This is a genomic window from Kribbella jejuensis (genome assembly GCF_006715085.1).
Classification (GTDB): domain Bacteria; phylum Actinomycetota; class Actinomycetes; order Propionibacteriales; family Kribbellaceae; genus Kribbella; species Kribbella jejuensis.
Genome location: NZ_VFMM01000002.1, coordinates 254870 through 268564, shown reverse-complemented (window position 1 = coordinate 268564; position 13695 = coordinate 254870). Strand labels below are relative to the sequence as shown.

Genomic DNA, 13695 nt, shown 5'->3' with positions numbered 1-13695 from the left:
CCATGCCTACACCGGCTACACCGGCTACCCGGCCGAACGGCAGGAGTTCCTTCGTAGTGGTGGCCAATCGGCTACCGGTCGACCGGATCGAGATGCCCGACGGCAGCACCGCCTGGCGGCGCAGCCCCGGCGGCCTGGTGACCGCGCTGGCCCCGGTGATGCAGCGCCACCACGGCGCCTGGATCGGCTGGACCGGCAGCCCCGACGAGAAGCTGGACCCGTTCGACGACAACGGGATGCACCTGGTCCCGGTGATGCTGTCCGCCGAGGACGTCCAGCTGTACTACGAGGGCTTCTCGAACGCGACGCTCTGGCCGCTGTACCACGATGTGATCGTGGCGCCGGAGTTCCATCGTGAGTGGTGGGAGTCGTACGTCGCGGTGAACCGGCGGTTCGCGGAGGCCGCCGCGGAGGCCGCCGACGACAACGCCGACGTGTGGGTGCACGACTACCAGCTGCAGCTGGTACCGGCGATGTTACGCCGGCTGCGTCCGGACGTACGGATCGGGTTCTTCCTGCACATCCCGTTCCCGCCGACCGAGCTGTTCGCGCAGATGCCGTGGCGGCGGCAGATCCTGGACGGGCTGATGGGCGCCGACCTGGTCGGGTTCCAGCGGCCCGGTGCCGCGTCGAACTTCGCCCGGCTGGCCCGCAACCGGATGGGCCTGCGCACCCGCGGCGACCGGATCCACCTGCCCGACGACCGGATCGTGCGCGCGAAGGCGTTCCCGATCTCGATCGACGTCAACGAACTCGAGAGCCTGGCCCGCCAGCCCGAGACCACCGCCCGCGCCGCCGAGATGCGCGAAGAGGTCGGGAACCCCGAGCACATCCTGCTCGGCGTCGACCGGCTGGACTACACCAAGGGCATCCGGCAGCGGCTGCGGGCGTTCGGTGAGCTGCTGGACGAGAAGCGGGTCTCGGTCGACGACGCGGTCTTCATCCAGGTCGCCACGCCGTCGCGGGAACGGGTCGAGCAGTACCGGGTGCTGCGTGACGAGATCGAGCTGCTCGTCGGCCGGATCAACGGCGAGCACGGCCGGATCGGTACGCCGGCGATCAACTACCTGCACACCTCGTACTCGCGGACCGAGATGGCGGCACTGTTCCGGGCCGCCGACGTTGCGGTCGTGACGCCGTTGCGGGACGGTATGAACCTGGTGGCGAAGGAGTACGTGTCGACGCGGTACGACGACACCGGGGCGCTGGTACTGAGCGAGTTCGCCGGAGCGGCGGACGAGTTCCGGCAGGCGTTCCTGGTGAACCCGCACGACATCAACGGGATGAAGGACACGATTGTCGACGCGATGAACACCGACGAACGGCAGCTCGGCCGGCGGATGAAGGCGATGCGCAAGCACCTCGCGGCGCACGACGTGAACGTCTGGGCGCAGGCCTTCCTGAAGGCGCTGCATGACGAGGAGTGACGGGCGGATCCTGGCGCTGGATCTCGGCACGTCGTCCGCGCGGGCGTTGGTACTGCGCGAGTCCGACGCGTCCCCGATCCCGGGCGCACTGGCCCGGCACAAGATCTCCCCGGCGTACGGGCACGACGGCTCGGCGACGCTGGACCTGCACGAGTACGTCGAGGGCCTGCTCGGCTGCCTCGACGAGCTCGAGCAGAACGGGCACCTCAGCGGCATCGGCTCGATCGTGCTGTCCTCGCAGTGGCACTCGATCGTTGCCCTGGACAACAAGGGGGCCGCGCGGACGCCGGTGATCACCTGGGCGGACACGCGCACGGTGGAGATCGGTCTCAGTACGTCGTTCGACGAGCAGGCGTTCCACGCCCGGACCGGGACGTGGTTGCACCGGTTGTACTGGACGCGCCGGATCCCGTGGCTGCTCGCCTCCGACTCGCCCGCGGCCTTCGCCGGTCTGCCCGATCTCGTGCTGGAGCGGCTGACCGGTGAGCGGGTGACGTCGGTGTCGGTCGCGTCGGGGACCGGAACGCTGGATCTCGCGACCGGAGCGTACGACGCCGAGGCGCTGGAGATCGCCGGCGTGACCGCGGACCGGCTGCCGCCGATCGTGCCGACCGGGTGGACCGGTCGGTTGTCGAAGGAGTACGAGCGCCGCTGGCCCGGGCTGGTCGGCGTACCCGTGCATCCGCCGACCGGCGACGGCGCCGCGTCGAACGTCGGCACCGGCGGGTACGACGTGGGCACCGCCGCGGTGACGGTCGGTACGTCGGCGGCCGTACGGGTCGTGCACCCGATCGAGAACTCGCCGGAGCTGCCGTGGGAGCTGTGGCGGTACCGGGTCGACGACAAGCGCGCGGTGACCGGCGTGGCGTACTCGGCCGCCGGCAACCTGCATGCGTGGCTGACCGGCGTACTGCGGCTGCAGTCCGACGAACCGCTCGGCGTCGAGCTCGGCGGGACGCACGCGATCGCGATCCCGTTCATGGCCGGCACCCGGCCACCCGCCAACGTACCGGGCGGCTCGGGGGTGTACTTCGGGCTCTCGTTCGACGACAACCCCGCCGACCTGCTCGCGGCCGCGCTCCAGGGCGCCTCGCTGGAGATCGACCGGGGCCTCCGTCAGCTCGACGCACTTTTCAACCGCAAGCTGGACGTCGTCCTCGGCGGCGGCGGCATCGACGCGTCCGAGTGGTGGCGCCGCTGCCTGACAGCCACGTTCGCCCGACCGACGACAGTCTGCGCCGAGCCCGAGGTCGGCGCCCGCGGCGCCGCCGCAGTAGCCCTCGGCCTGTCCCCCGCCCCCGGCGGCAAACACCTCACCCCAACCCCGGACGACGTGGACCGAATCGCCACCCTCCGCACCCGCTACGAGGCCCTACGAGAACTAGCCGTCCAAGCCTCAGCAATCTAACCGACCTGAGCCGTCTCCCACAGCGCGCTGATGGGCACAGCCCGGAACTGGGGACCGAAAGGCAAGGTCTGCTGACCGGTGTAGAGCACGATGCCGGCCACTAGGTCCGCGCCGAGCCGAGTGCTGAGATGCCGGATTCCCCGGAAGTCCTCGGCCTTGACTGTCGAGGCCGCCTTGACATCAATGGCAACGACCTGGCCCTGTCGGTTCTCGAGCACGATGTCGACCTCGACCTGATCTCTCGTGCGGTAGTGGTACAGCTCTGCGCGCTGCTTCGACCAGCTCAGCTGGCGGGCGATCTCCATCGCCACAAATCCTTCGAGCAGCGCTCCCAGCGGCCTGTCCGGCCGTCGGAGACTTTCGGCATCCATCCCCAGCAGGTTGGCCGCGATCCCGGAGTCCACCATCGCAACTTTCGGGGTCCCGACGGCCCGAGTGTTCAGGTTGCGCGACCAGGCGGGGATCCGCTTGATCAGGAAGACCTCCTCGAGCAAACCGAGATAGCGCTTGACGGTTGGTTGCGGCAGGCCGAGATCGTTGCCCAGTGCACCTGGTACCAGCAACTGCCCGGACCGCGCGGCGACGAGCCGCGTGAGCGCACGCATCTCCGGCCCCCGCTCGATCTCGGACAATTGGAGGACATCGCGGTTGATGAGGTCCGCGACATAGGAATCGAAGAACCGCTCTCGTCGGCGAGCGGTTCTCGCCACCGCTTCAGGGAAGCCTCCGCGGGTGATCCGCTCGATGTAACCGGGCCGCGTCTCGGTCGAACTGTGCCGTAGCTCAGGTCCCAGTGCGAAGACCGCGTCGACAAATCCGTCCGGCTGCTCGCCGATCTCCCCCTGGGACAGCGGCCACAGTTCGATTGTCTCCATCCGACCGGGCAGCGCGTCGGGCAATCCGCGCAGGCCGAGCAGCCGCGCCGATCCGGTCAGCAGGAATCGACCTGGCCTGGGGTCGGTGTCGACCGCCTCCTTGATCGCCAGCAGCAACTCCGGCACCCGCTGCACCTCGTCGATGACCATGGGGTCGGCATCGGCGACGAACTCGGTCGGGTCGTACGTCGCTGCCTGTCGCGTCGTCGCGCGATCCAGGCTCCGCCACTGGGCTCCGTGTTCAGCAGCAATCTGCGCGACCAGCGTGCTCTTGCCACATTGCCGCGCGCCGTTCACGAGAACCACGCGTGTGTCCCCGAGCGCGTCCGTCACCGCGGCGGTCGCGCGCCGCGGCAGAATTCGCCCGATCGGCGACTGCAGCCCTTGTGCCATGGACCGAGTATGGCACACGAGTGTTGAATCTGCCGCTGGTTCTATGTTGATCCAGCCGGAATTCTTCCGTTGATATAGCCGAGGTCTGCGTGTTGATATAGCCGCGACCGGAGGTTCGGATCGAGCGCTCGTCTCACCAGCGGGTACTGGATGACCGTCGTACCGGCGGTGATGGCCCTGCTCGGGCGCCGCGCCTGGTACCTCCCCCGTTGGCTCGACCGCCTGCTCCCGAACGTCGACGTGGAGGGCGACTCGCTCCGCCGCCCGCCCGCCGACGAGCCGCGTCAGGGTGTGATGACCAGGGTTTGAGTTGCCTTGTTCAGGACGAGGGCCAGGGTCTTGCTGTCGGTGGGGCGGCCCGCGACGGTGATCTCGGCGTCGGCCAGCTTCTGTCCGTTCTGGGCGACGTACCGGGTGGCCACCCAGCGGGTCGTGCTGCCGCTCTTGTACGTGTAGACGATCGTGCTCACGGTCAGCCGTCCCTGCCCCGCGGTGGACGGCATGCCGACCGTGGAGGTACCGACGATGTGCAGGCCACGCGTCCCCTTGAGCGCGGCCACCTTCCGCTTCAGCGCGCTCTGCGGCGTCTCCGGGCCCCACCACGTGTTGAACCGGATCATCCGGCTGTGCGCGGTGTCGTCGAACCGGGTCTCGTGCGGCCCGATGTGCACCTCACGCCAGGTCTTCGGCAGTACGGCGTTCGACAGGTACCCGTGCGGGTACTTGCGCTCGAAGTACCGCTTCACGAAGGTGATCGACGTACTGCTCTGGGCAGCCGTCAACTTGACCGGCTGCTGGGTCACCGCAGCGCTGCTCGGCTGTGTCGTCCCCAGCAACACACTCCCCGCCGCCGCCAGCGCCGCGACCCCCGTTGCGACCCCTGCCATCACGCCGTACCGCTTCATCTTCCCGATCCCCTCAGTCAGGCGCTCCCCCGTCGGCAGCGCACCGATTGAGACACCGCACCGGTACGGAAAGTTGCCGACTGCCCCAAGATTCGATCCTGGTGAAAAGGTCCGACGTGACTGCGGCCACTGACAACCTGCCCGGGGACGCCGGATCATGACGGCTCATGTGGCGGGAAATGATGAAGTCGAAAGTGCACCGGGCGACGGTGACGCAGGCCGACCTGGACTACGTCGGGTCGTGCACACTGGACGCCGACCTGATGGACGCGGCCGACCTGCTGCCGGGTGAGAAGGTCGACATCGTCGACGTCACCAACGGGCAGCGGCTGTCGACGTACCTGATCGAGGGACCGCGCGGCACCGGGATCGTCGGGATCAACGGTGCGGCGGCGCACCTGATCCATCCCGGCGACCTGGTGATCCTGATCGCGTACGGGATGTTCGACACCGCCGAGGCCAAGGTCTTCGAGCCGAGCGTAGTCTTCGTGGACGAGCACAATGCGATCACCCGCATTAGCTCCGACCCCGCCGAAGAACTGCCGGACAGCAGCACGCTGCGCGGGGACCGACTGCACCCGTAGCGCAGAGATGAGGACTGGTCACCGATGACCGAGAACGCCGCCGAGAACACCGCTGGGCCGAAGACCGCGTCGCACGACAACGAGCCGAGCCCGAAGCTGCGCGCGTTCATGAACTCGGGGTGGGCCGACTCCGAGCGGCACGACCTGTCACTGGCCGACGTCGGGGTGTGGGCGGCGAAGCGCCGGGACGCGCTCTCGCAGGCGTTCCCCGGCGAGCGCCTGGTCGTCCCGGCCGGCACCTACAAGGTCCGCTCGAACGACACCGACTACGTTTTCCGCCCGCACACCGACTACGTGTGGCTGACCGGCAACCAGACCTCGGACGCGGTCCTGGTGCTGGAGCCGAACGGCACCACCGGCCACGACTCCGTGCTGTACTTCCGCCCGCGCGCCGACCGCGCCCAGGGCGAGGAGTTCTGGCGCGACCGGATGTACGGCGAACTCTGGGCCGGCCGCCGCCCGTCGCTGACCGAGACCGCGAAGGAGTTCGGGATCGAGACCCGGCACGTCGACCAGCTGGCCGACGCGTTGAAGGGCGACGTACCGACCCGCGTCCGCAGGGACGAGGACGAGTCGATCGCCTCGCTGCTGAGCGGCGCGCGGACGGACCAGCTGAAGGACGGGGAGTTCGCCGCGACGTTGTCCGAGCTGCGGCTTGTTAAGGACGCGTACGAGCTCGACCAGCTGCGGGACGCGGTCGCGATCACGCACCGCGGCTTCTCCGACGTCCTCGCCGAGATGGACAAGGTCCGGCAGTACGGCGAACGCTGGATCGAGGGCACGTTCTGGCGCCGCGCCCGCGCCGAGGGGAACGACGTCGGCTACACGTCGATCGCCGCGGCCGGCCCGCACGCCACCACGCTGCACTGGATCGAGAACGACGGTCCCGTCACCGACGGCACGCTGATGCTGCTGGACATGGGCGTGGAGAACCGGCAGCTGTACACCGCCGACATCACCCGGACGCTGCCGGTGAACGGCGAGTTCACCCCGCGGCAGCGCGACCTGTACCAGCTGGTCCTCGACGCGCAGAACGCCGGCATCGCGGCGCTGACCCCGGGTGCGTCGTTCCGCGCCGGGCACGAGGCTGCGATGGAGGTCATCGTCCACGGTCTCGACGCGATGGAGCTGCTGCCGGTTTCGGCCGAGGAGGCGCTCGACCCGGAGAGCCGCCTGTACCAGCGGTACACGCTGCACGGCGTCAGCCACATGCTCGGCCTCGACGTCCATGACTGCGCCGCGGCCCGCAACGAGAAGTACCGGCAGGGGACGGTGCAGCCGGGGTACGTGCTCACCGTCGAGCCCGGTCTGTACTTCCAGTCCGACGACCTCACCGTCCCGGAGGACCTGCGCGGCATCGGCATCCGGATCGAGGACGACATCCTGATCACCGACGGCGCCCCGGAAAACCTCTCCGAGGCCATGCCGCGCACGATCGAAGGCCTGCAGAGCTGGATGGCTTCTTAGGCGTCCTGGTAGCGGGGATGCGGCGCGAACTCGCCGAGTTTGCCGGTTCGTAGCCGCATCCGCACCAGCAGCTCGACCGTGGCGGTCGCGGCCGCCACGCCGTCGATCACGCTCACCCCGAGCTCGGCCGACAGGTCGTGGCACAGGTCGGCCATCCCCGCGCAGCCGAGCACGATCGCATCGGAGCCGTCCAGCGCGAGCGCCTCCTCGCACGCGCGCAGGATCGTGGACCGGGCGTGCGGATCGGTCTCGAGGGCGAGCACCGGGATCTCACACGCGTGGATCCCGAGACACTGCCGCGCCAGGCCGTACTCCTCGGCCAGATCCTGGGCGTGACCAACGGTCCGGGCGAGCGTGGTGACGACGCTGAACCCGCGGCCCAGGTACGCCGCCGTCCGCATCCCGGCCTCCGCGATTCCGACGACCGGCCCGCGGGCGAGCTCCCGCGCCGCCTTCAGCCCGGGGTCGCCGAAGCACGCGATCACGTACCCGTCGTACCCGGCCGCCTCGCCGTCGACGATCTCCTGCAGCAGCCCCGGTACGGCGTACGCGTCGTCGGCGTGGCTCTCGATCGAGGCCGGTCCGTGCGGCGGGTTCACCGCGTCGACGGTGACCCCCGGACCGGCGACGGCCCGGGCGCAGTCGCCGATCAGCGCGGTCATCGACGCTGTCGTGTTCGGATTGATGACCTTGATCCGCATCATGCCTGCCCTTGGGCGACGCCCGCGCGACGCGCGAGGACCGTGTAGATCGCGAACCCGACGCCGCAGCCGATGAACCAGCTGTAGTCGCTGATCCACAGGCCCTCGCCGATCCACCGCGGTACGAGAACCGAGGCGACCGAGACGACCCCGGCGACGATGACGGAGCGGATCGCGACCGGGTTGTAGCCCTTGCGGTAGTAGTACGCGCCGTCCTTGTCCAGCGTGAACATGTCGCCGACGAGGAGTTTCTGCTTGCGGATCAGGTAGAAGTCCGCGATCAGGATCCCGAACAGCGGCCCGATCAGCGCGCCGAGGATGCCGAGCGTGTAGTGGATCGCGGTGTCGTTGTTGTACCAGTTCCACGGGGTCAGCAGCACCGACCCGACGGCCGCGATCATGCCGCCCATCCGCCAGCTGATCTTCTGCGGGCTGACGTGGGAGAAGTCGAACGCCGGCGAGATGAAGTTCGCGACGATGTTGATCCCGACGGTCGCGGTCACGAAGGTCAGCGCGCCGAGCAGGATCGCGAACGTGCTGTCGATCCGCTCGACGGTCTTGATCGGGTCGGTCAGCAGTTCGCCGTACACCGGAACCGTGGCGCCGGCGGTCAGCACGGTCAGCAGCGAGAAGAAGACGAAGTTGATCGGCAGGCCCCAGAAGTTGCCGCGCCGGACGCTCTTGAAGCTGTTGCCGTACCGGGCGAAGTCGCCGAAGTTCAGCATCGGGCCGGAGAAGTACGAGACCACCAGGGCGATCGCGCTGAGCATCGTGCCGATCGCGGCCCAGCCGGTCAGGGTGTGGTTGGACAGGTTGAGGTCGATGTGGAAGCCGGACTTGACCAGCAGGTACCCGCAGAGCAGCAGCATCGTCACGTACACCGCGGGGCCGGCCAGGTCGATGAACTTGCGGATCGTCTCCATGCCGCGCCAGAACAGCGCGGCCTGCGCGACCCACAGGATCGCGAAGCTCACGTAGCCGAGCGCCGACAGCCCCGCGAACCCGTGTACCTTCGCGTCCGCCCACGGGCCGAGTGCCGGCCACAGCTTGAGGAACACGATGTTCAGCGATTCCGCGGCCAGGAACGTCTGGACGCCGTACCAGGCGACGGCGATCAGGCCGCGGATGATCGCCGGGATGTTCGCGCCGAGGACACCGAACGAGACCCGGCTGATCACCGGGTACGGAACACCGGCCTGCTGGCTCGGTTTGGCGACCAGGTTGCAGAAGAACTGGACGATGCAGATCCCGGCAATCAGGCAGACGAACACCTGCCAGCTGGTCAGGCCGAGCGCGAACAGGCTGCCCGCGGTCAGGTACCCACCGACGCTGTGCACGTCGGACATCCAGAACGCGAAGATGTTGTAGCTGCGCCAGGTCTGTTCCTTCAGCGGTGCCAGGTCCTGGTTGGTCAGCCGCGGATGGTAGTCGCGCGGCGGCGGCGCCAGCGTTCCGGCCGGCTCCGCCGGATAGCCTGCCGCCTGGACGAGGTCGTCGGGTACACGGGATTCGGTCGCCATCGGGTGCTCCTCCGGGCCGGGGCCGCTGCGCAAGATCGTGCGGCCGAGTAGCACGGAAAGCTAGACCCCGAAGGTTTGGCCAAGCCAGGAATAATTCGAGATTCCGCTCAAATATATGATCCTGCCTTGCAAATATAGGAAACCGACGTTGTCAGGCCGGATCAGCGAAGCATTCCGGGTCGTCGGCGAACTCCGCGATCGCGGCCTTCAGGTGGGCGTAGTGCAGCTCCGACGCCGCGACCAGCGCCTCGGTGTCGGCGGCGAGGTACGCCGCGACCAGCTGCTCGTGATCGGTGTAGAACCCGGCCCGCTCGTGCACCGGTACGCGCGCCATCGGCCGGGCCGGCTCGGTGATGTTCCAGGCGGTCTCGTACATCCGGATCAGCCGGTGCATCCCCGACGGTTCGATCAGCGCGAAGTGGAACCTGCGGGTCGCGGCGGCGTACTCGCGGTCGCCCATGGCCGGGCCCGTCCCGGCCAGCGCGACGTGCGCGGCGCGGATCCGCTCGTGATCCGCGGCCGTCGCGGCGACAGCGGCCGCCCGCAGCGCCGCGGACTCCAGCGCCTGGCGTACGTCGTACAGCTCGCGGAACTCGAGGAACGTGAGCTCGGCGACCCGGTACCCGACGTGCGGGCGGTGCTCGACCAGACCTTCACCGAACAGCGTCTTCAGCGCCTCCCGGACCGGGATCGCGCTGACGCCGAAGAACGCTGCCACCTCGTCGATCGGTACCGGCGTCCCTGGCGGCTGGTCGCCGGTCAGGATCGCGTGCCGCAGGTCACTCTCGACCGCCGGCATCTCCCCCGCCGCGGCCGCGGTCCGCACCAGTCGCGACGTGAACTCCGACGGTCTCCGCATGCTCCGGACGATAAGCCTCCCCCGAACCACGTGTCGAGGAACAACCAAGGCGGGCACCCTGACCGAGTGCCCGCCCACTGGATCAGGAGGGCCCGGTCCAGGTCTGATTCGGGCCGCCGACGCAGTCCCAGATGATCAGCTGACGGCCGTTGGTGGTGTTACCGGAATCGAGGTCCAGGCATCGCCCGGAGGCGACGTTGCGCAGTTGTCCGTTCGACCAGCGGCTCCACTGTTGATCGGTGTCGTGGGAAGTGCATGACGCAGTCGTCACCCCCGAGCCGTTCGAGGACGCGGCAGGTTGCATGCACGTCCCGCCCGAGGTGAAGGTGCCGTCGGCATTGAGGCTCCAAGTCTGGTTGCCGAGTCCGTTGCAGCTCCAGATCTGGACCTTGTTCGTCGCCACGTCACGATCGGCGCACGACGACGTCGTACCCCAGACGAGTCTCCCGGTGGCCGGTGTGTAGTTCGGGCCGACCCAGCTTTGGTTGCGGGTTGCTAGGCAGTCGTAGAGCTGGAGCTGGTGGCCGTTGGTGAAGTCGGCGTTGGGCAGGTCGAGACAACGCCCGGACGCCAGGTTGATCAGGCTGCCGAAGTTGCCCTGGCGCCACTTCTGATTGCTGTCGCCCGAGCAGGTCGTGACGTTCACCAAGGTGAAGTTCGCCGTCTGCCCGGCCGGCACGCCCATGCAGACACCGCCCGTCTGCAGCTGGCCGAGGCTGTCGAGACTCCAGGTCTGGTTCGAGTTCGCCAGGCAGGTCCACAGCTGGCCGTTGCCTGAGGCAACATCACGATCGACGCACAGATCCTGCCGAGTGGTCGAGACGATCGCACCGGCGGGAGCGGTACCGGTGCGAGCAGGCGTCCAGGTCGACGTCAGCGGCGAGAAGCTGAGCGACGACAGCGTGACCGAACCACCGGCGGCGTACAGCTGGATCCTGAGGCTGCCGGGCGCGGAGTCGAACGAGACGTTGTCGCTGACAACCGTCTTCCCGCCGTTGCCGAACACCTCGAGTTGCCCGCGGTCCACCAGCAGCCTGATCGTCACCTGGTTGGAGATCGGTGGCATCGACACGCCGTACAGGGTCTGTGCCCCGACCGCGTACGCGACCGTGCGATCGCTCGAACCGTCCGAACGTACGTGCAACCGGAAGCCGAACTCCTACGCGGTGGCGCCGGTCAGGTCGAACTGGGCGTTGATCTCGTAGGTGTCGGCCGAGATCCCGGTGAACGGATCGGTCGCCGGAGCCGTCGTGATCGTGCGCGTCCCCCAGGTCTGGGTCGACGTCCGGATGCCCGCGATCTCACTCACCGGATTGCGCGTGATCCGAAGGCCTTCCGGGTACGTCTTCAGACCGAGCTCGACCGGGAACGACGCGTTGCCGGTCCAGGTCACGCCGGCGTTGCTCGGCTGCCATCCGAGCTGGACGATCCGGCCGTTCGGCAGCTGGTTGAAAGTCTGTGACGCGTACCAGGTGGACGGCGGGAACGCCGCACCCGAGACGCCCCACTCCATCCGCTGCTGGGTCGTCGAATCCGCGACGAACAGTCCGTTCGCGTCGAGCGACCCGATCACGTACTCGCCGCTGGCGTCCTGAAGGACCCATTTCTGATTGTTGGTGTTCCCATCGATCGGCAACTGGTACAGGTCAGGACACTCCACGAACCAGCCGGCCGAATACGCGCCTCGGTACGTCCAGTCGAGCAGATTGGTCGACGTGTAGAAGGCGGCGCCCGTCCCGGCCCGGAACGTCACCAGTTCCCAGCGGTTGTGCTGCGGATCCCACTGCACCTTCGGATCGCGGCTCTCGACCGGATCGGTGATCACCTTCGCCCCACCGTTGTACATCTGGAACGTCTTCGCGCCGTCGGTCGAGTACGCGATGCTGACACCGTCGGTGTTGGTGAAGAGCAGGATCGGGTCGTCGGACCCGGTCTTGAGCCCGGTCACGTTGTTCACGTCCACCCAGCCCGACCCTGACCACAGAGTGGCGTTCTGCACACCCGGCTCGAGGCTGATCGGTTGCTGCGTCCAGTGCACGAGGTCGGTACTCGTCGCGTGGCCCCAGTGCACCGCCGCGTCCCAGCCGAGTCCGTGCGGGTTGTGCTGGAAGAAGAGGTGGTAGACCCCGCGGTAGTACAGCGGGGCGTTGATGTCGTTCATGAATCCGTTCTGCGGGCTGAAGTGGAACTGCCCGCGGAACGGTTCGGTGTAGTCGGTGGCGGCGTACGGGTACTCGGGATAGTCCGACGGGCTGCCGGCCGTCGCGGTCGGCAGCACTGTCAACCCGGTGAACGCAAGAACCGCCGCCAGGAAGGCAGCGACGCGGGTCATGGCGTGGCTCGGAAGCCGTACGTCGCTCCGCTCAGCGCCTGGAACTCCGCGGTCGTACCGCAGTCCAGGACCTTCGTGTTCACGGTCGATCCGTCCAGGACGACCGTGTGTACGGCGACGTTCGCGGCCGTGTGGTTGGTCGCCACGTAGTTGTTGCTCCCCGACTTCACCAGGACCATCGTCGGGGTCGCACCGGACGGCGTGATGTTCGCGGACGGCACGTCGAACGAGAAGTGATTGCCGACCACCGTGTTGCCGCTGCCGTTCAGCTGGATCAGCCCGAAGAGATCGGCCAGCCCGTTGTTGAAGCCGGTCATCGCCGGGAACGACTCGGGGACGCGGAGGAAGTGGTTCGACCCGATCAGGTTGTTGTGGCAGGCGCCTTCGCACTGGATCATCCCGGGGTAGAAGGCGTGCAGGCGGTTCGTGCTGATGTTGTTGTTCGTGCAGTTCTTCAGGTGCACCGAGCTCTTGCCCCGCGGGAAGATGTTGTTCCCGGAGACGATCAGGCCGAAGTGGTTCTCGGCGAAGATCGAGAAGCCGACGTAGCCCGCGCCGATCATGTTGTCGTTGACCATGCTGGCCTGCCCGGAGCCGATCAGCTCGATGCAGTTGCCGTTCTCGCAGAGGAAGTTGCCCTGGATGTGCAGCGCGTCGGCGTCGGTGATCACGATCCCGTGCTCCAGGTAGACCATCCCCAGGCCGCGGATCCGCAGCGAGTCGGTGGCGGTGGTCGACCGGATGCCGTACTTGCCGTTCAGATAGCTGTTCTGGTTCGGCGTGAACGAGACGCCGTCGAGGCAGAAGTCCAGGAGTTCGATCGAGCTGAGCCGCGGGTCGCCGCTGCGGCTGATCAGGATCGCCTCGGCGTTCCCGTCGGTGTTCTCGACCCGGATCCGGCTGCCGCCCGGCCAGATCTCGTGCCAGGCAGAGGTGTTGCCGGCGTTGTACCGGATACTCGTCGAGGTGAAGCCGTGGCCGGATCCCTTGAGCTGCAGGTAGCTGATGTCGATCACGATCCGGGTCTTCAGCGAGTAGTCGCCCGGCGGGATGTAGATCACCGCGCCCGGCTTGGAGGCCTGCGACGGCTGGTTGGTCTTGATGTCGGCGATGATGCTGTTCACGATCGCGCCGATGTCGGTGTAGGCGGTGGTCGACGGGCTGCTCGGGATGGTCCAGGTGGTGACGTCGTAGATCGTGGAGGGCATGGTCGTCCCTTCTGGT

The 13695-nt window shown here is 67.9% G+C and carries 12 protein-coding genes and 1 pseudogene; 5 read left to right on the top strand and 8 right to left on the bottom strand.

Going from position 1 to position 13695, the window contains the following annotated elements; translation table 11 throughout:
* Positions 1 to 2: 2 nt before the first annotated feature.
* Entirely contained in the window at positions 3 to 1427 is a 1425-nt protein-coding gene (locus tag FB475_RS21210) for an alpha,alpha-trehalose-phosphate synthase (UDP-forming) (RefSeq protein WP_141858316.1), read from the top strand.
* Positions 1414 to 2835: an FGGY family carbohydrate kinase gene (locus FB475_RS21205; protein WP_141858315.1), complete on the top strand. Its 1422-nt coding sequence runs from the start codon at positions 1414 to 1416 to the stop codon at positions 2833 to 2835. The genes FB475_RS21210 and FB475_RS21205 overlap by 14 nt, the downstream gene beginning before the upstream one ends.
* Here the strand turns inward: FB475_RS21205 and FB475_RS21200 are convergent.
* Positions 2832 to 4103, bottom strand: coding sequence for an ATP-binding protein (locus FB475_RS21200; protein ID WP_202878464.1), 1272 nt, complete (start codon positions 4101 to 4103; stop codon positions 2832 to 2834). The genes FB475_RS21205 and FB475_RS21200 overlap by 4 nt on opposite strands.
* A 150-nt stretch (positions 4104 to 4253) precedes the next feature.
* Between FB475_RS21200 and FB475_RS36885 the strand changes: the two are divergent.
* Positions 4254 to 4412, top strand: a pseudogene (locus tag FB475_RS36885) (hypothetical protein); the annotation flags it as partial.
* Here FB475_RS36885 and FB475_RS21195 read toward each other — a convergent pair.
* A complete protein-coding gene (locus FB475_RS21195) occupies positions 4388 to 5008 on the bottom strand; it encodes a hypothetical protein (RefSeq protein ID WP_141858314.1) in 621 nt (206 codons plus the stop codon). The pseudogene FB475_RS36885 and the gene FB475_RS21195 overlap by 25 nt on opposite strands.
* Before the next feature lie 167 nt (positions 5009 to 5175).
* On the opposite strand from FB475_RS21195, the gene panD reads away from it, so the two are divergent.
* Positions 5176 to 5592 (top strand): aspartate 1-decarboxylase, encoded by a 417-nt coding sequence (gene panD, locus FB475_RS21190; RefSeq protein ID WP_141858313.1) that lies wholly within the window; start codon positions 5176 to 5178, stop codon positions 5590 to 5592.
* Positions 5593 to 5616: 24 nt separating this feature from the next.
* Positions 5617 to 7059, top strand: a complete 1443-nt coding sequence (locus FB475_RS21185; protein WP_141858312.1) for an aminopeptidase P family protein — start codon at positions 5617 to 5619, stop codon at positions 7057 to 7059.
* On the opposite strand, the gene FB475_RS21180 is transcribed toward FB475_RS21185, so the two are convergent.
* From FB475_RS21180 to FB475_RS21155, 6 genes are all read right to left on the bottom strand, one after another.
* Complete coding sequence (locus FB475_RS21180; protein WP_141858311.1) at positions 7056 to 7760, bottom strand: aspartate/glutamate racemase family protein; 705 nt, start codon at positions 7758 to 7760, stop codon at positions 7056 to 7058. The two genes, FB475_RS21185 and FB475_RS21180, sit on opposite strands and share 4 nt — an antisense overlap.
* On the bottom strand, positions 7760 to 9280 hold the full coding sequence (locus FB475_RS21175) for an NCS1 family nucleobase:cation symporter-1 (RefSeq protein WP_141858310.1): 1521 nt from the start codon (positions 9278 to 9280) through the stop codon (positions 7760 to 7762). Before FB475_RS21175 ends, FB475_RS21180 begins: the two co-directional genes overlap by 1 nt.
* A 151-nt stretch (positions 9281 to 9431) precedes the next feature.
* Positions 9432 to 10139, bottom strand: a complete 708-nt coding sequence (locus FB475_RS21170) for a GntR family transcriptional regulator (RefSeq protein ID WP_141858309.1) — start codon at positions 10137 to 10139, stop codon at positions 9432 to 9434.
* An 82-nt stretch (positions 10140 to 10221) separates the two neighbouring features.
* A complete protein-coding gene (locus tag FB475_RS21165) occupies positions 10222 to 11283 on the bottom strand; it encodes a ricin-type beta-trefoil lectin domain protein (protein WP_141858308.1) in 1062 nt (353 codons plus the stop codon).
* Positions 11284 to 11298: 15 nt separating this feature from the next.
* Complete coding sequence (locus tag FB475_RS21160; protein ID WP_141858307.1) at positions 11299 to 12471, bottom strand: glycoside hydrolase family 32 protein; 1173 nt, start codon at positions 12469 to 12471, stop codon at positions 11299 to 11301.
* The gene (locus FB475_RS21155) at positions 12468 to 13679 is read right to left on the bottom strand and encodes a NosD domain-containing protein (protein WP_141858306.1); all 1212 of its coding nucleotides are present in this window, start codon (positions 13677 to 13679) and stop codon (positions 12468 to 12470) included. Before FB475_RS21155 ends, FB475_RS21160 begins: the two co-directional genes overlap by 4 nt.
* Positions 13680 to 13695 lie beyond the last annotated feature (16 nt).

Coding starts and splice junctions, on each gene's coding strand:
- FB475_RS21210 (WP_141858316.1), top strand. CDS start 3: ATGCCTACACCGGCTACACCGGCTACCCGGCCGAACGGCAGGAGTTCC.
- FB475_RS21205 (WP_141858315.1), top strand. CDS start 1,414: ATGACGAGGAGTGACGGGCGGATCCTGGCGCTGGATCTCGGCACGTCG.
- FB475_RS21200 (WP_202878464.1), bottom strand. CDS start 4,103: ATGGCACAAGGGCTGCAGTCGCCGATCGGGCGAATTCTGCCGCGGCGC.
- FB475_RS21195 (WP_141858314.1), bottom strand. CDS start 5,008: ATGAAGCGGTACGGCGTGATGGCAGGGGTCGCAACGGGGGTCGCGGCG.
- panD (WP_141858313.1), top strand. CDS start 5,176: ATGTGGCGGGAAATGATGAAGTCGAAAGTGCACCGGGCGACGGTGACG.
- FB475_RS21185 (WP_141858312.1), top strand. CDS start 5,617: ATGACCGAGAACGCCGCCGAGAACACCGCTGGGCCGAAGACCGCGTCG.
- FB475_RS21180 (WP_141858311.1), bottom strand. CDS start 7,760: ATGCGGATCAAGGTCATCAATCCGAACACGACAGCGTCGATGACCGCG.
- FB475_RS21175 (WP_141858310.1), bottom strand. CDS start 9,280: ATGGCGACCGAATCCCGTGTACCCGACGACCTCGTCCAGGCGGCAGGC.
- FB475_RS21170 (WP_141858309.1), bottom strand. CDS start 10,139: ATGCGGAGACCGTCGGAGTTCACGTCGCGACTGGTGCGGACCGCGGCC.
- FB475_RS21160 (WP_141858307.1), bottom strand. CDS start 12,471: ATGACCCGCGTCGCTGCCTTCCTGGCGGCGGTTCTTGCGTTCACCGGG.
- FB475_RS21155 (WP_141858306.1), bottom strand. CDS start 13,679: ATGCCCTCCACGATCTACGACGTCACCACCTGGACCATCCCGAGCAGC.